Here is a 16,516-nt window from a genome sequence, read left to right as displayed (position 1 = left end):
AAACAAATAATTGAACGTATCTCCTAAAGGGGAGTAGCTTTAACAGCAAAGTCGTCATTACAGAGATTATCTCTCGGCTTTGTTGGCGACATTATGTTGCTAGCAAGACCTTTACCGCTTATTTGGTAAGGGTCTTTTTTGTATTCAATTATAAAAAGGGAGGAAAAGACTCGCACATTTGAAGGAGAAACGTTACATAAAAAGAGAAGGTGGAGGTAACTATGGAGGAACTAATTGGCGTATCAGTGCAGGGTTTGCTGCAAATTATTTTTCTTGATTTAATTTTAAGCGGGGATAACGCAATTGTTATTGCAATGGCGGCTCGTAACGTACCAAAAGATTTACAAAAAAGAGCGATTTTAATTGGAACAGGCGGCGCGATTGGTCTTCGATTATTATTTGCGGCTATTATTGTCCCTTTATTGAAAATTCCATTAATCGGAGCGGTCGGCGGTTTAATGCTAGTATGGATTGCATATAAATTATTAGCGGACAATCACGATCACGGCGACAATCCTCAAGGTGGAGCAACGGTATGGAGCGCGGTTAAAACGATCATTATCGCAGATGCGGTTATGTCATTAGATAACGTATTAGCTCTAGCTGGTGTAGCACACGAATTTGTGCCAATTATGATTGGTGTATTAATTTCAATTCCAATTATTATTTGGGGAAGCAGCTTTATTATGAAAGCAATGGAAAAATTTCCGATTATCATTTACGCTGGAGCAGCGATGCTTGCATGGTCTGCTGGAAAAATGATTGTTGAAGATAAAATTATCGGCGGATTTGTTCCAAGTACAGCTCTACATCTTGCTGTTCAAATCATCTTAACCGTTGCAGTTGTAGGCATTGGGTACATGAAAAACAAAAAAATGAAAAAAGAACAAGCCCACGCAGCATAAAAAAAGAGCGTACGGATCATCCGTACGCTCTTTTTTTATGATTCGGGGTAGTGCATAAGCAGAAAAAAGCTTGCTTCTTTTTCAGAAGAATTGATATAGCTGTGAGAGGTATTTCCTGAAAAGTGCAGAGCGTCTCCTGAGACTAATTCATGTTCTTCATTTTCAAAACGAACCGTTAATTTGCCTTCTTTAATAAGTAAGTATTCATCTCCTAAATGCGTTTTCGCTTCGTGCACACATCCAGGCTTTAATGTGACGATATAAATTTCAAACTTTTTTTCCGGATGATAAGGAAAAAAAGAATACACTAAGTAATCACCTTTGTTGTCCGTGATGGGGTCTAGCTGTTTTATGCTTACTTTCTGCACATCCGGGGCGTCTTCTTTCATAAATACAGAAAAAGAGACTTGAAGGCCGTTGGCGATTTTCCAAAGTGTGGTAACCGTAGGGCTGGATTTACCTTTTTCAATTTGTGCAAGCATTGCTTTACTAACACCCGTTAATTCGGAAACTTGATCAAGCGTCAAATTTCGATTTTTTCGTAATTTAACAAGATTTTTAGCAATAATATCTTGAATTGCGTCCATTGTTGTACTCCTTTAATTATTATAAAGATAGTATAACATACCGTTGTTTAATATAACGTATAGATGTATAATATAGCAGAAAAGGAGGGAGTACGGTGATTGCAGAAAAAGCTGTACAGCAAAGAGAAAAAGGGGAGTTAACGTTCAGACAAGGGGCTAAGGATTGTGTCCCCACGCTACTCGGCTACATAAGCATAGGGCTTGCAGCTGGAATTGTTGGAGTATCCTCGCATCTTTCCGTAATGGAAGTTACTTTATTATCAGCGCTCGTGTATGCGGGGGCTGCTCAGTTTATCATTTGTGCGCTGATGGTTGCCAACAGCTCGATTTCAGCTATTATTCTCACAACATTTATTGTAAACTTACGACACTTTCTTTTGAGCGCTACGGTAGCGCCTGAATTTACAAAATATTCGTTATTAAAAAATGTTGGAATTGGAGCGCTTCTGACAGATGAATCATTTGGGGTGTCTTCAAGTAAAATTGCAAAAGGTGAGCCAATTAATGACCGCTGGATGAACGGATTAAATATAACGGCTTACGTCAGCTGGATTATTGCCTGTACGGCAGGAGCTATTTTTGGTCATTTGCTATCAAATCCAGAAGCCTTTGGGTTTGATTTTGCCTTAACAGCTATGTTTTTAGCTCTTCTTGTTTTACAAATCGAAAGCGTGTTACCTTCAAAGCTTAATCATTACTTACGTTTGATTCTTTATATGGCGATTATTATGATTGTGCTGTCTTTTTTCGTACCTTCACATGTGGCTGTATTGATTTCAACGATTATTGTAGCGACAATTGGGGTGGTGACGGATAAATGAGTATCCACTACCCAACACTCATCATTATTTTAGGGTGTGCCCTTGTTACCGTAGTTCCTCGCATTGTTCCGTTTTTAGTTGTGCGTAACATCGCGCTGCCAGAACCCGTATTAAAATGGCTATCCTATATTCCTATTTGTATTTTAACCGCACTTGTTGTAGAAAACTTTATGATTCAAGCAAATGACAGCGTAAAGATTAACTGGCCCGTCATTATCGTAGTTATTCCAACCTTACTGATTGCCCTGAAAACAAAAAGCTTATCCATCACCGTTATTAGCGGAGTTGGAATGATGGCGCTGCTTCGTTTTTTTCTTTGGTCATGAAAGCTCAAGTTATGCTCTTGAGCTTTTTTACTGTCTCCTTTACGCACGCTTTTTCATATAGTATGATAAGAGTGTAAATTAGAAGCCAATGAAAACTAAAATATAGATGAGGTGCTTTTATGAGCGGAGTAGTATCTAAATAGGAAAAATTAAATGAAATAAATTGAATAAGTAAGATGGGTATTTTTTAAAAAAATAAGGTACCCTTTGTTTGCTTATGAATTTATTTCACTGCCTATGAAGATACCTACAATGCTTTATAAAGGGTTCGGCATTTGTCCCGAAAGAGGCGTCTGTTTTTACAGAGCTTTCTTTTGTGATATGTGTTTAGACACCTTATGAACGCAAAAAGCTGTGGGATCACCACAGCTTTTTTTATTTACCTTTTTCATTGCCTTCTAATAAATAGGTATCTTCATATGTGATGACAAATCATAGTGAGGAGAAAAACCATGAATACGATGACATTTGAAAAATTGCAGTATCAGGAATTAAAAGAAATCGTAAAATCTCACTGCGTAAGTGAGCTGGGAAAACAATTAATGGATAAACTTCAGCCGAGCACATCTCTTAAAACAGTAAAAAACCGACTTAAAGAAACAACGGAAGCACGAAGACTTCTAGATGCTGAGAAATCACTTCCGCTATCAGGTGTCTCAGGTATAGGAAGAGTCATCGAAAAGCTTGAAAAAGGCATGATTTTAGAGCCCGAAGAGCTAATGCGCGTATCCGATTTTTTAAAAGGCTGTAGAAAAGTAAAACAATATATGGTGGATAAAGAATTTTTTGCTTCGCTCTTAAGTTCCTATGCCCATTCGATGAAAGAACTGACAAGTATAGAAGAGGAAATTAATTTTGCGATCAAAGCCGGAAAAGTAGACGCTGCGGCAAGCAAAGAGCTTAAGCGTATCAGAAGACATATAGAAGGAACGGAAGCTAAAATTTCAGAACAGCTTGCGAAATTTTTACGAAACGGTAAAAACAAAGAGTATATTCAAGACTTCTTCATCAGTAAGAAAGGAGACCGCTATACGATTCCGATCAAGGCATCCTATAAAAATCATGTTGGAGGAACGATTGTTGAAACATCTTCTAAAGGGTCAACAGTGTTCATAGAGCCGGCGTCTATTACAAAGCTGAATGCGGAACTAGCGATTTTGAAAGCAGAAGAAGAGGTAGAAGAATATCAAATTTTAGCGTCTTTAACAGGTTTAGTGTTAGAGAAGCTAGCTGATATTCATATTAATTTAGAGCTAATTAGCCAATACGACATGGTGTTTGCCAAAGCAAAATACAGTAAACAGGTAGATGGAATTGAACCTAAAATTAATGATTATGGATATATTCATTTAAAAGGCGCATATCACCCGCTGTTAACTGGTAAAATTGTTCCGCTTCACTTCGAAATTGGCAAGAATTATCGAAGCTTAATTATTACGGGACCTAACGCAGGAGGAAAAACCGTTGTCTTAAAAACGATTGGGCTACTGACACTCGCTACAATGTTAGGGTTTCATATTACAGCTGATGAAGGAACAGAAATTGCATTGTTTGAGCATATTTTTGTCGATATCGGCGACAACCAAAGTATTGAAAATGCGCTGAGCACCTTTTCCTCACACATGAAAAATATATCGGCTATTTTGCAAAAAGCAACGAACAATACGCTGCTCCTATTCGATGAAATTGGCAGCGGCACCGAACCGAATGAAGGAGCTGCACTTGCGATTGCAATTTTAGAGAAGTTTTATCATATGGGCTGCATAACGGTCGCGACTACGCATTACGGAGAAATTAAGCGTTTCTCAGAAATTCATCCTGACTTTATGAATGCCGCAATGCAGTTCAACAGTAAAACATTAGAACCGCTGTATCAACTGTTAATTGGCACATCTGGTGAAAGCAATGCGCTTTGGATTTCAAAGAAAATGAAGGTAGAAGAAGAGATTTTACAAAAAGCAAAGTTCTATATGGAAAGCAAATCGTATGATACAGAAGTTGTCAGAGAAAATAAAATAAAAAAACCAACTATTTTGAAGGAAAAGAAAAAAGACCGTGTTGAATACCAAATGGGAGATCGAGTCAAGCTGTTAGATTATGAAAATCATGCGATTGTGTATAAGTCTAAAGACAACACAAACAATATAGTCGTACTCTATCAGAATGAGTTAATTGAAGTAAACGTTAAGCGAGTAGCTCTTGAAATCAAAGCTGCTGAATTATATCCCGAAGGCTATGACCTCGATTCATTATTTATTAGCTATAAAGATCGAAAAGAGCAGCATGATCTGCAGCGAGGATCAAAAAAAGCATTGCGGAAAATTGAAAAAGATATACGGAAAAATAGGTAAAACAAAAGCCCAACACTTGTAGGAAAGTGCTGGGCTTTTGTTTTTATGTAGCTTTTCAAAAAACATCTTTTACCGCCCTAGTGTATTTGAGAGATGCATTCAATAAATTATTCATTTGTGGGAACGGGAAGACTCTTGAGCATTGTAAAACAAAAAGCCATTTTTTTCGCAAAATGTAAAGGAGGCTCTACAGATTGAATATGAAGATACATAAGGACCGGTTCTGTAAAAAGCCAATGGTTATGCAAAGCGCTTACGATAAGACCTTGCCGCGCAGCAGCTTCTGTAAAAAGAGGGATTTCTTCTTGTAAAATAGCAATCTCAGCCAAGTTTAGCGCATTTCCCTGTGCGTCTATCGCCTCAAATGATACGCCAACAGGAACGACAGAGCTGCTTTTCCGACCTTGAACAGAAGCTTGAAAATTTCTTTTAAGCGATACGGAGCATCCGGTTGGACTAACTTTGCTTTTAGCGTTTAAAATCTGGCCAAACTGCTGACAAATCTCGCTTGTAGTATACATATAAGCTCCTGCCTTTCTTCAATACTCTTAGTAAGCTTTATGACATAAGAGCTTCACTTATGCAAACCGTGTTCTTATAAAAAAATCCCCTTCACGATGAAGAGGATTTTTTATTATTCACCATGCGATGAGCGTTCGTTTAACAAATTTTCATAAAAACGAGCAAGTGAAGCAGAAAGGTATGGAATAGACCATAAAAAGCCGATTCCTAGTGTAATAATACTTAATAAAAACCAGCCAAGAAAGCTTAGCAGCAGCAGGAAGTACTGTCCTTTGTAACCATTCATCAACCTGCGGCTTTCTGTAATCGCTTGATTCATCGAGTAAGTAGGATTGTCTTTACAAATATAGTACGTTTGTGAATATGCCAGTGCTTTGATAATTCCAGGAATCAGTAAAAGCAGTGACCACAGCATCACATAAAGAGTCATAAGTACATAAATTCCTAGTGATTTTACATAAAGACCGAAGTCTTGGAATGTTTTAAACAAGTGCCCCAATTGCACAGATTCACCTCGTGCTAAACCTAAAAATGCCCAGTAGTTCGCCATGAGAAGAGGTGAAAAGGCGATAGCAAATGCAGTTGAAATCCATGAGGCGGAATCAGATTCATCATTCATCCAATTGTCATAGCCGCCGCTTGCCATAATTTCAAATGGAATAGGTAGAAGCGTGTAGACTCCGTACGTCACTACCGTCAGTAGAATCGCCAGTCCCCAGCGGTTCTTTAAAGAAGCTTTAGCCTCTTTTTTAATTGTACTAATATTCATGTTGTTCCTCCTTCATTTTTGCTCGTATTAACATGTAAACCATGCACAATTGTTAATTTTGTATGAAATGAAAATAATAGTCAATAGGTTCTGAGATGAAAAGCAAAGCTCCTGTGAAAAATTTTTACTAGACAGATAGAAATCGCTAAATAGGTACAATCTGCTTTTGAAGAAGGAGGAGGTACAAAAGCACTGTGTGCGATGCTTTATTTTAGTATGAAGGAAAACGCTGATGGAAAGACTTTCTAAGATAGGAGGGATTTCTATGTTTGAAATGTTAAAAATGATGCAACAAGTCTTAAACGAAAAGGAATTTTCTTATTGGGTTCATCAAGATCTCTTTAGCTTTCAATGGTGGCTCATAGTGGTAATAAATGCTCTTTTCCTGCTGCTTTTTTACTTCTTCATTGATAGACAGCGTCTTTTTTTTATGCTGCTCGTCTTTTTTATCAGCTTTGACATAGTCGGTTTGGTAGATGAATTCGGCAAATTTTTTAATCTTTGGTGCTACCCTCACCAGATGCTTCCGTTTACAGATCGCTTCAATACGGTTGACTTTGCTATTATTCCGGTAAGTATCGCACTTGTCTATCAATTCTTTAGCAAATGGAAATTTTTCTTTATCGCACATATCATTACGTCTGCCGTTATTACTTTTATAGGCATTCCGATATTCAAAGCGCTGTATTTGTACCAATTGCTGAACTGGTCGATGTTTTATTCATTTCTTACAGTATTCGTCATGGGAATCGTCGTGAAAATGATTAGCGATTGGATTGCAGGTAAGAAGAGAGGCTATAGCGTTAGCTAAACAAATAATACTCCTGTCTATTTGAGATAGGAGTATTATTTGTTTAAGTGAAAACGGCAGTATTCCTTTATAATGAATGTAAGAAAGAATGAGAGGAGACTATGAAAGTGGAAAAAAAGAATATCACTCAAACATTTTATGATTTAGAATGCAGTCACTTAAAATCAGAAATACGCACCTCTGCTAAAGAGCTTTCAAACATTCTAGCAGATGATTACGTGGAGTTTGGCAGCTCGGGCACGGTATGGAAACGAAAAGACTACAATCACAATCATGCACTATCGCCAGATGTATTCGAAATCTCTCATTTTCATATAGACGTATTGTCTCCTGACTGCGTATTAACTACCTATCATCTTATGAACCATACGGCAGAAGAAAAGACGCTTCGCAGTTCTATTTGGCGAAAAAGAGAAGAAAAGTGGCGTTTGTTTTTCCATCAAGGCACAGTGACAAAAGGTGATTAATAAATAAGATTATTCGGTTATTATTATACTTTCCCTCTATTTGATGCTATGATGAAAGTATATTTTGACGTAAGGGATGTTTTGAGATGAGCAAAAATAACGTAAAAAAAGAAGTGTTTTCATGGATTAAGTCCATTGTTATTGCATTGGTTATAGTAGTGGGAGTCCGCCATTTTTTATTTGCGCCAACTACGGTTCACGGTGAATCGATGTATCCAACGTTTGAAGATTCAAACCGCGTTATTTTAAATAAAATCAGTGATGTCGATCGCTTTGATATGATTGTATTTCATGCACCGGATGCAGATGAAAACTATATTAAACGTGTAATTGGACTGCCAGGAGATACGGTAGAAATGAAAAACGACGTTCTCTATATTAACGGCAAAGCTTATAAAGAGCCGTATTTAAAAGAATCTAAAAAATCTCTTGCACCTAATGAAAAATTCACGGAAGATTTTACGCTTCAAACGCTGCCTGCAACTGATGGCAAAGTGAAGGTACCGAAAAATTCACTGTTTGTCATGGGGGACAACCGTCGTGTAAGCCATGATGGACGAGCATTTGGCTTCATTCCACAAAAATCAGTTATCGGAAAAGTGCAGTTTCGCTACTATCCTTTAAATGAAGTAGGCGAACCGAAATAAAAAAAGGGAAAAAGGCTGGCGAAATTTAATTCGCCAGTCTTTTTTATTGGGTTAAAAGAACTGATTTTAAAAAACGATTTGCTTTATGAGAGTTAAACATCTTCTAAAGAATTAGTAAATTAGACCTTATGTTACTTCAAAGTAAGAGTAGGTACTGATAGGTAAGTGATTTTTATGGGTATACAGATATATGAAGATAAAGAAGCAAGGATTTTGGAAAGGAGCAGGTCAACATGAAAAACGTATTAATCATTAATGGACACGAGTATTATAAAAAGTCAAAAGGAGAGTTAAATCAGACGATTTTTAACGAAATGCAGCATTTACTCACTGATCAATTTGACATTAAAACAACGGTGGTTGATAAAGGCTACGAAGCAGAAGAAGAAATTGAAAAGTGGCTATGGGCTGATGTTGTGATTATGCAGACGCCTATTTACTGGTTCAGCATTCCCGGAAAGTTTAAGCAATATATTGATCGCGTGTATATGGATAACATTTTTTTTAAAGGCTCAAATCAATACGGGCGAGGCGGCTTATTAACGGGGAAAAAATACATGTTTTCTCTCACGTGGAACGCGCCGGAAGCTATTTTTAACAATGACGAAGCTTTCTATGAAGGAAAAAGTTTGGACGAAGCCATTATGCATTTGCATAAAATGAATCAGTACGTCGGTATGAGTCCACTTCCAACTTACTCTATTCATGATGTAGTCAAACATCCAAACATTGATCACTACAAGCATAAATTAGAAAATCACGTAGCAGAAGTATTTGGAATAGGTGAGGGACATTAAAAATCAATCTCTACAAAAAAACCGACTAAACAGTCGGTTTTTTTTATTCATTATGATGCAAAAATCGTATCTCTTAATTATTGGAGCTGAGGATTCAAAGCCGATTTATATGGCAACGGTTGTAAAGAGGAACTTCCCTATATTAACGGCAAAATTGTGCGCGTAGAATGTCATGAATGCAATCGCACAATGGTATTTCAAGTTGATGTTTTGAAAGAGTTTTATAAAGAGGTTTATAAGCGTGTCTCTACGAAACCTAACCGAGTATCAAAAAAATATAAAAAAGATATAAATAAATTTTTAATTGGAGCTCCTATAAGGTTAGTGAGCAAGCCTTATCGTCTCATAAAAGATTTTAACGAATCCATGCATACTATTCACCGATACAAAAAATGAACTGCTGCTTTTAAAATTTTTATATATTATATAAACGATTTCCTTAAAAATCATGTTTTGGATGTTTAAGGAAAGGGTATAGTAAATAGTTCTCCGATATGAAATGAATTATGAAGCAGTACTTACACGTATCTTTACTTTAAAGTCTAAGAAGGTGAAGGTATGGGATGGATGAACGACTAGAAAATAAACGTTGGGTTGCCTATTGCCCTGTGACGGATCGGCTCGTAAATCTAGAACTTTCTTCTATTAAAAAAGAAGGAAAGAAAGACATCATCACCAGTTGTACAGGCATTGAAGATATTTGTCATACTTGCTTTATAACAAATACCGGGGATGTATCAAAAACATAGCGCGATGTTTGTAAAAGAGATGTGAGTTAGCGCTGCCTGTTATTATGACTCATGCACAAACACCTGTAGCATTTATCTTTTTTTAAATGCTACAGGTGTTTTTTGTTTAACTGGAATCTTTTGAAAATAAGCTTGCTGAGCACTTACAGGATCTGCACATCAAGCAGCAATTTTAATTGTGAGAATGCTTTTTTAGATGTTATATAAATTTTATCAGGTATGGAGCTAGGAAAAGTAAAAACATAAAAAAGCTGCTTTATATAAAGCAGCTTTCTTACGTGACAGTTTCAAACTTCAGGGTGTGAGGTGGGATAGTTTTTGTTTACCCCCCTATATGTAAATAAAACAATCTAAATGATAATGAAGTAGAAGTTATTTATTCCATTTGTTTATAAATTGTTTAAATCCAACATGAAGCAGTTTAGCGTTGGAAAATAAGGGAAAAAGCATACTAACTTGCCTGTGTATATTTAGAAAAGGAGGGATAAAGATGTCGTTAGCTCATTTTGATGATATTTCAGAAATTTGCTATGCATGTGAAAAACAGCCTCTTGGGAAAAGACAAAAACGCATTGGCATATGGACGGAAAAAGAAATGAGAAAGCCTGTTGAAGAGAGAGTAGAAAATCAGAAGGTGGTCGCACTTTCTCGTTAATGTAAAAAAGCCTTTAGCTCATCTAAAGGCTTTTTTACGTATTGGCGTTTGGACATGTGTGAAGGGTCATAGAAGCAATCGTTATAAATCTTCTAGTCTTTGAACTTTTTTGCCTTCTATTTTATGCTGTTCCATCGTTTCTTTTAACTCTTTGTTCGCCGTTGTCATCGTTGTTTCATTTGTTACGCCCATAAATGACCAGCCGTGAGATTCAAGCCAGTACTTGAATTCCCGCAAAAACTCTTCCTGCGTTCCTCCCGTATGATAAAAAGCTCCTTGAATTGTAATAGCCGGTTTTTCCGTGTTATACGTCACATACATTTTATTTGCACACATCCAAATAGACCTCCTTTATTAATAAACAAACGTAAATTGACAAAGAAGCGCTGAATCATTCCTCAATAGTTACACTATTTCTCTATTTGACTGCTGTTTTCCTTTTTATCTCTACGATTAATCATAATTAAATCAAGTTTTTTACAGAAAGAGGAATGTAAGTAAACAGATAAAAAGCTCGTTTCGCAATGAAATCGTCATATTTCTACATATTCTTTAAGGGTCATGTAAAAGTTGTAACATAATGAATGGCACTGTAAGAAACTTAATCCAATTAGAACAAATGTTACTGTTTTTTTTAATGAAAAGGCGAATCTATGTGCTAAGGTAATAACAGGTTCAAATTTTAGGAGGTAGTTTTTGTGAGTAAAAAACGTGTAAAAAAATGGGCAGTTGCTTCTGCAGCGTCTGTAGCATTTCTAGCAAGTCAAGGAACAGCATCAGCAGCAGCTTCGCACAAAGTCGTAAAAGGAGATACCTTGTGGGGGCTTGGCCAACAAAATGGGGTTACGGTAGATGAGCTGAAAGGTGCTAATAACCGCCAAAACGACATGATTTACGTTGGAGAAACATTAACGATTCCTGACCAGGGACAAGCACAACCTGCCGCTAGTCCGGCAACATCTGTACATACAGTAGCACAAGGCGAAACGTTATATCATATTGCAACACAAAACGGCATGACTGTGGATCAGTTAAAAGCTGTTAACGGTTTACAAAGTGATATCATTACCATCGGACAAACATTAAAACTTCAAGGAGAAGCACCGGCGCCGGCACAAACTGCTCCGTCTACATCAGTTTCTGCACAAGATCAAGATTTACTAGCTAGATTAGTAGAGGCAGAAGCAAAAGGTGAGCCGTACCAAGGAAAAGTAGCGGTAGCAATTGTGGTATTAAACCGTGTAGCTTCACCGGAATTCCCAAATAACATTCACGACGTTATTTATCAGCAGCTAGGAAACGGCGTCTATCAATTTTCACCAGTAGCAAACGGAGCAATTAATCAGCCTGCATCAGAAGAATCAAAACGAGCGGTAAGCGAAGCATTATCAAACCCGCATGAAAACGATGCGCTGTTTTTCTATAATCCGAAAATCGCTGAAAGTCAATGGGTTGCAACGCAGCAAGTAACGGCAGTTATCGGAAACCATGTATTTGCAAAATAAGTAGATTTCTTTCAAATATAAACATATATTTCATATATATGTAATTGCGATACAAAGAGGCTGCGACAAAAGTATTTTGCTTAAAGTTAAATCCGAACCATTAATAATTATTAATGGTTCGGATTTTTTGTTGTTATGGTGAACGTAGATTTCATGTATGTAGTTATTTCTAGCTGGTGGTTAGAGGGAAAAGCGAAGACTCCTGCGAAAAAAGCGTAAGGGATGAGACCTCACGGAGCGCGAAGCCTTGCACGGAAAGCAACAGCGGTGAAAAAAGCAGTCCAGATCATTTATTCCTATTATTCGTCCTTAAATGGGGGCGAGGTAGGTATGTTTCAATCTCTTATGTATGAAGAGAGCAATAGCTATTTTTAAGTCTAATTGAACCTTAAAATGCCTTAACAGATCCATCTGTTAAGGCATTTTTTTGCTTAAATTTTGAGAAAACCATTGATTATTTAGAGAATAGTGATATGATAAAGAAAGTCAATTGATAATGATAATCATTTACATATGATGAAGGAGGAGGTAACTAGACTTATAGAGGGAAGAAAGGAGTAAAGAAAGTTGAAGTTTTATCAGTTAATTCTTGTATTTGCTGTACTAGCGGTTTTGTCTCTTTTTGTAGGAGTACAAGATCTGTCAGCGATGGATCTGTTTCATTTAACAAAAGAAGAAAGCCAAACGCTGTTTTTTAGTCGTTTTCCTAGGCTTTTGAGCATTATTATGGCGGGAATGAGCCTTAGTATTTGCGGATTAATTATGCAGCAAATTACGCGAAATAAGTTTGTATCTCCAACAACGGCAGGAACAATGGACTGGGCAAGACTTGGTGTGTTGATTTCTCTACTAGTATTTGCTTCAGCAAGTCCTCTATTAAAAATGAGCATTGCGTTCATTTTCTCACTGGCGGGCAATCTATTGTTTATGAGAATACTAGACAGAATTAAATTTAACGATACGATTTATATTCCACTAGTCGGTTTAATGCTCGGCAGTATCGTAAGTTCCTTAGCTACCTTCATTGCCTACAAATACGATTTGATTCAAAACCTTTCTTCATGGCTGCAAGGCGATTTTTCGCTAGTAGTCAAAGGGAGATATGAACTTTTATACCTGAGTATACCGCTCTTAATAGTCGCTTATCTTTACGCAGATAAGTTCACGGTTGCTGGTATGGGAGAAAGCTTTTCAATCAATTTAGGCGTGAAATACAAACAAATCGTAAACATTGGATTAGTCATTGTTTCGCTTATTACGTCGATTACGATTTTGACCGTTGGCATGCTGCCTTTCTTAGGATTAATCATTCCAAATATCGTATCGATTTACCGTGGAGATCATTTGCGCAAAAGCCTGCCTCATACAGCGCTGCTTGGAGCTGTGTTCGTACTTGCGTGCGATCTTTTAGGCAGAGTTATTATTTTTCCTTATGAAATCTCTATTGGGTTAATGGTAGGTGTAATAGGAAGTGCGATCTTTCTTTTTATGCTGATAAGGAGAGGTCGTTATGCATAACAAACATAAAATCATCATTCTCGCCGCGCTGGCCGTTTTATCAGTGGCGCTGTTTATCAGCTACGATTTAGGCTACTGGCAGTACACGCTGCCGCGAAGAATTGAAAAAGTCGCTGCGATTGTTTTAACCGGAGGAGCCATTGCGTTTTCATCCGTTATCTTTCAAACGATTACCAATAACCGAATTCTAACTCCTAGTATTCTAGGACTGGATTCACTGTATTTATTTCTGCAAACGTTTATTGTGTACATCTTTGGCTCGACGAATATTGTCATCATGAACAAAAATCTTAACTTTCTTCTTTGCGTTTCTCTGATGATTATCTTTTCGGTCTTGCTTTACATACTGATGTTTAAAAAAGCCGGTAAGAATATTTTCTTTATTTTACTGGTTGGAATTGTGTTCGGCACGTTATTTAAAAGCATGTCTTCATTTATGGAAATGCTGATTGATCCGAATGAATTTCAAATTGTACAAGATAAATCATTTGCAAGCTTTAACAATGTCAATACTGATTTGCTATACATAGCAGCCGTCATATTTATCCTGCTTGGCATTTACGTGTGGCGCTTTACATCCATTTTTGATGTACTGTCGTTAGGAAGAGAACATGCGGTAAATTTAGGGATTGATTATGACGGGCTCGTCAAAAAAATGCTGATTGTGATTGCCATTTTTGTCTCAGTGGCTACAGCGTTAGTTGGACCGATCACCTTTCTTGGACTGCTTGTTGTGAACCTTGCGAGAGAGCTGTTCAAAACGTACAAGCACACCTATTTAATGATGGGATCACTGCTGCTTAGTGTTATAGCCCTCGTCGGAGGGGAGTTTATCGTTGAAAAAGTGTTCACCTTCAGCACCACGCTGAGCGTCATCATTGACTTTGCCGGCGGAATTTACTTTATTTATTTGCTGCTAAAGGAGAATAAATCATGGTAGAAGTAACAAATGTCAGTAAAACATACGGAGAAAAAACCGTTTTAGAAAAAACATCCGTCGTGATTCCAAAAGGGAAAATCACGTCATTTATCGGCCCAAACGGAGCGGGGAAAAGTACGCTGCTTTCAATTATGAGCCGTCTCATTAAAGCCGACTCAGGATCAATATCAATAGAAGGAAAAAATATAGAGAATATTGACAGCTCAGATTTAGCTAAAAAAATGAGTATTTTAAAACAGTCCAATCAGCTGAATATCAGGCTTAGCGTACGTGAACTCGTGAATTTTGGCCGGTTCCCTTATTCAAAAGGCCGGTTAACAAAAAGCGATGAACAAGCGGTTGATCAGGCGCTGAGTTATATGAAGCTTGAAAGTATTCAAGATAAATACTTGGATGAACTGAGCGGGGGACAGTGTCAGCGAGCTTTTATCGCTATGGTCATCGCACAGGACACGGAGTATATCTTCTTAGATGAACCGCTCAATAACTTAGATATGAAGCATTCTGTTGAAATTATGAAGCTGTTGAAACGTCTCGTAGAAGACTTAGGCAAAACCATTGTGATTGTCATTCACGATATTAATTTTGCGTCTGTCTATTCGGATTACATCGTGGCGCTTAAAAACGGTGAAGTGATCCGTGAAGGCCCAACAGAAACCATCATTCAAACGTCTGTATTAAAGGATATATACGATATGGATATTCCAATCGAAACGGTTGGCGGACAGCGTATTTGCGTGTATTTTTCATAAAATTTATTCATGAGGTGACGAAAGTGAAAAAAGTGTTAGTAATGTTTGTAGCAGTCTTAACTGCGATTGTTGTAGCTGCTTGCGGTAATCAAGGAGCAAAAGAAACAACAGGTGGAGAAAGTAAGCAAAAAGAGACGGTAACAGTAACCGATCAGTTCAATAAAGACGGAATTAAAATTGAGAAAAACCCTAAAAAAGTTGTAGTATTCAGCATGGGTGCACTTGATACGCTAGATAAACTAGGGGTTGAAGTAGCGGGCTTACCAAAACAAGCGATTCCTGAGTATTTATCAAAATATCAAGATGATAAGTACGCAAATGTAGGTGGATTAAAAGAACCTGATTTTGAAAAAATTGCAGAGCTAAATCCAGACTTAATTATTATTCAAGGCCGCCAAGCAGATTCATTTGATGAATTTTCAAAAATTGCGCCGACGATCTATATCGATACAGATAACCAGCATTATATGAAGTCATTTAAAGAAAACACAAAAGTACTAGGACAAATTTTTGATAAAGAAGATCAAGCGAAAAAAGAGCTAGCAGCGATCGATAAGCAAATTGCAGATTTGAAAAAACAAGCGGACAAACTAGATAAAAAAGCGCTTGTAATGATGGCAAATGATAGCAAAATGACAGCGTTTGGTCCGGGTTCTAAATACGGATTAATTCATGATGTCTTCGGTATTAAAGCTGCAGACGACAGCCTAGATCCATCGGCTAAGCACGGCCAAAGCATTTCATACGAATATTTAGTCAAACAAAATCCAGACTACTTATTCGTCGTTGACCGCGGCGCAGCGATTGGTGAAAAATCATCAGCCAAACAAATTGTTGAAAATGATTACGTAAAAGAAATCAGCGCCGTGAAAAACAATCACGTTGTGTATCTTGATCCAGGCCTTTGGTATTTATCTGGAGGAGGCCTTGAGTCAATGGCTGGCATGATTAAAGAAATCAAAGCAGGGATAGAGAAGTAATAGAGAAAAAGGAGCTGGTTATAATCAGCTCTTTTTTTGTGCATCGACTGGGGCAAACTATTCCCCGTACCAAATTATGATATTAACAAATACCCTGAATGCAGAAAGTTTGTCGAGATGGGCTATCACAACACGCAATTTGATTTTAGGTTAGATCCGCACCGAATGGGAGAAATATTCCAAGGACAGACGCCAAGCAGAAATGGCGGAGACTTGAGCGTAACGCCTCCACCGGAAGCTTTTCCCGTTCCTCACTTATCTGAAATGCCAAATGAGCACGCTCCAGGTTTAGGAGACATGAATGCATAAAAGTATGCCAATTAGCTTTAATGAATTAGAGCTAAAGTAAATAAAAAAACATTGACTGAGAGCTAGTAGTCAATGTTTTTTTATGTTTCTTCAACTGTCATTCCT

At 37.4% G+C, this 16,516-nt stretch carries 19 protein-coding genes and 1 pseudogene; 16 read left to right on the top strand and 4 right to left on the bottom strand.

What is annotated here, in order from left to right:
• The first annotated feature begins 221 nt into the window (after positions 1 to 221).
• Positions 222 to 905, top strand: coding sequence for a TerC family protein (locus U9R83_RS16135; protein WP_014459272.1), 684 nt, complete (start codon positions 222 to 224; stop codon positions 903 to 905).
• Between the two features lie 35 nt (positions 906 to 940).
• On the opposite strand, the gene U9R83_RS16130 is transcribed toward U9R83_RS16135, so the two are convergent.
• On the bottom strand, positions 941 to 1,492 hold the full coding sequence (locus tag U9R83_RS16130; RefSeq protein ID WP_014459273.1) for a helix-turn-helix domain-containing protein: 552 nt from the start codon (positions 1,490 to 1,492) through the stop codon (positions 941 to 943).
• A gap of 95 nt (positions 1,493 to 1,587) precedes the next feature.
• On the opposite strand from U9R83_RS16130, the gene U9R83_RS16125 reads away from it, so the two are divergent.
• The 3 genes from U9R83_RS16125 (at position 1,588) to U9R83_RS16115 (ending at position 4,990) form a co-directional block, all read left to right on the top strand.
• Positions 1,588 to 2,313 (top strand): AzlC family ABC transporter permease, encoded by a 726-nt coding sequence (locus U9R83_RS16125; RefSeq protein WP_014459274.1) that lies wholly within the window; start codon positions 1,588 to 1,590, stop codon positions 2,311 to 2,313.
• The gene (locus tag U9R83_RS16120) at positions 2,310 to 2,639 is read left to right on the top strand and encodes an AzlD domain-containing protein (protein ID WP_014459275.1); all 330 of its coding nucleotides are present in this window, start codon (positions 2,310 to 2,312) and stop codon (positions 2,637 to 2,639) included. The genes U9R83_RS16125 and U9R83_RS16120 overlap by 4 nt, the downstream gene beginning before the upstream one ends.
• Positions 2,640 to 3,091: 452 nt before the next feature.
• A complete protein-coding gene (locus U9R83_RS16115) occupies positions 3,092 to 4,990 on the top strand; it encodes an endonuclease MutS2 (RefSeq protein ID WP_328575329.1) in 1,899 nt (632 codons plus the stop codon).
• 107 nt (positions 4,991 to 5,097) lie between these two features.
• On the opposite strand, the gene U9R83_RS16110 is transcribed toward U9R83_RS16115, so the two are convergent.
• Both U9R83_RS16110 and U9R83_RS16105 read right to left on the bottom strand, forming a co-directional pair.
• The gene (locus U9R83_RS16110) at positions 5,098 to 5,511 is read right to left on the bottom strand and encodes a DUF1259 domain-containing protein (RefSeq protein WP_014459277.1); all 414 of its coding nucleotides are present in this window, start codon (positions 5,509 to 5,511) and stop codon (positions 5,098 to 5,100) included.
• A gap of 113 nt (positions 5,512 to 5,624) precedes the next feature.
• Positions 5,625 to 6,281: a DUF975 family protein gene (locus tag U9R83_RS16105; protein WP_014459278.1), complete on the bottom strand. Its 657-nt coding sequence runs from the start codon at positions 6,279 to 6,281 to the stop codon at positions 5,625 to 5,627.
• 265 nt (positions 6,282 to 6,546) lie between these two features.
• Here U9R83_RS16105 and U9R83_RS16100 point away from each other — a divergent pair, with 265 nt between their 5' ends.
• From U9R83_RS16100 to U9R83_RS16075, 6 genes are all read left to right on the top strand, one after another.
• Entirely contained in the window at positions 6,547 to 7,092 is a 546-nt protein-coding gene (locus tag U9R83_RS16100) for a CBO0543 family protein (RefSeq protein ID WP_140451362.1), read from the top strand.
• Positions 7,093 to 7,193: 101 nt separating this feature from the next.
• Positions 7,194 to 7,559, top strand: a complete 366-nt coding sequence (locus tag U9R83_RS16095; protein ID WP_328575328.1) for a nuclear transport factor 2 family protein — start codon at positions 7,194 to 7,196, stop codon at positions 7,557 to 7,559.
• 86 nt (positions 7,560 to 7,645) lie between these two features.
• Positions 7,646 to 8,206 (top strand): signal peptidase I, encoded by a 561-nt coding sequence (gene lepB, locus U9R83_RS16090; protein ID WP_060745332.1) that lies wholly within the window; start codon positions 7,646 to 7,648, stop codon positions 8,204 to 8,206.
• A gap of 233 nt (positions 8,207 to 8,439) precedes the next feature.
• Positions 8,440 to 9,003 carry an NAD(P)H-dependent oxidoreductase gene (locus tag U9R83_RS16085; protein ID WP_115654347.1) on the top strand — a complete coding sequence of 188 codons (564 nt, stop codon included), beginning with the start codon at positions 8,440 to 8,442 and terminating at the stop codon, positions 9,001 to 9,003.
• Positions 9,004 to 9,566: 563 nt separating this feature from the next.
• The gene (locus tag U9R83_RS16080; RefSeq protein WP_014459286.1) at positions 9,567 to 9,752 is read left to right on the top strand and encodes a hypothetical protein; all 186 of its coding nucleotides are present in this window, start codon (positions 9,567 to 9,569) and stop codon (positions 9,750 to 9,752) included.
• Positions 9,753 to 10,242: 490 nt separating this feature from the next.
• Positions 10,243 to 10,407, top strand: coding sequence for a hypothetical protein (locus tag U9R83_RS16075; protein ID WP_181903737.1), 165 nt, complete (start codon positions 10,243 to 10,245; stop codon positions 10,405 to 10,407).
• Between the two features lie 81 nt (positions 10,408 to 10,488).
• Here U9R83_RS16075 and U9R83_RS16070 read toward each other — a convergent pair whose 3' ends face one another.
• Entirely contained in the window at positions 10,489 to 10,743 is a 255-nt protein-coding gene (locus U9R83_RS16070; RefSeq protein ID WP_013057893.1) for a hypothetical protein, read from the bottom strand.
• 362 nt (positions 10,744 to 11,105) lie between these two features.
• Here U9R83_RS16070 and U9R83_RS16065 point away from each other — a divergent pair, with 362 nt between their 5' ends.
• The 6 genes and pseudogenes from U9R83_RS16065 to U9R83_RS16040 all read left to right on the top strand — a co-directional run.
• A complete protein-coding gene (locus U9R83_RS16065) occupies positions 11,106 to 11,912 on the top strand; it encodes a cell wall hydrolase (protein WP_013057892.1) in 807 nt (268 codons plus the stop codon).
• Positions 11,913 to 12,479: 567 nt separating this feature from the next.
• Positions 12,480 to 13,430, top strand: coding sequence for an ABC transporter permease (locus tag U9R83_RS16060; protein WP_209367012.1), 951 nt, complete (start codon positions 12,480 to 12,482; stop codon positions 13,428 to 13,430).
• Positions 13,423 to 14,370 (top strand): iron chelate uptake ABC transporter family permease subunit, encoded by a 948-nt coding sequence (locus U9R83_RS16055; RefSeq protein WP_014459288.1) that lies wholly within the window; start codon positions 13,423 to 13,425, stop codon positions 14,368 to 14,370. The genes U9R83_RS16060 and U9R83_RS16055 overlap by 8 nt, the downstream gene beginning before the upstream one ends.
• Positions 14,364 to 15,122, top strand: a complete 759-nt coding sequence (locus U9R83_RS16050; RefSeq protein ID WP_013057889.1) for an iron ABC transporter ATP-binding protein — start codon at positions 14,364 to 14,366, stop codon at positions 15,120 to 15,122. The genes U9R83_RS16055 and U9R83_RS16050 overlap by 7 nt, the downstream gene beginning before the upstream one ends.
• 23 nt (positions 15,123 to 15,145) lie before the next feature.
• Positions 15,146 to 16,102 (top strand): siderophore ABC transporter substrate-binding protein, encoded by a 957-nt coding sequence (locus tag U9R83_RS16045; protein WP_042992040.1) that lies wholly within the window; start codon positions 15,146 to 15,148, stop codon positions 16,100 to 16,102.
• A gap of 36 nt (positions 16,103 to 16,138) precedes the next feature.
• A pseudogene (locus tag U9R83_RS16040) lies at positions 16,139 to 16,411 on the top strand (manganese catalase family protein); the annotation flags it as partial.
• Positions 16,412 to 16,516 lie beyond the last annotated feature (105 nt).

Source organism: Priestia sp. LL-8 (assembly GCF_036227845.1).
GTDB lineage: Bacteria > Bacillota > Bacilli > Bacillales > Bacillaceae_H > Priestia > Priestia zanthoxyli.
The sequence above is the reverse complement of the archived record's forward strand: the minus strand, read 5'-3'. Positions and strand labels throughout refer to the sequence as shown.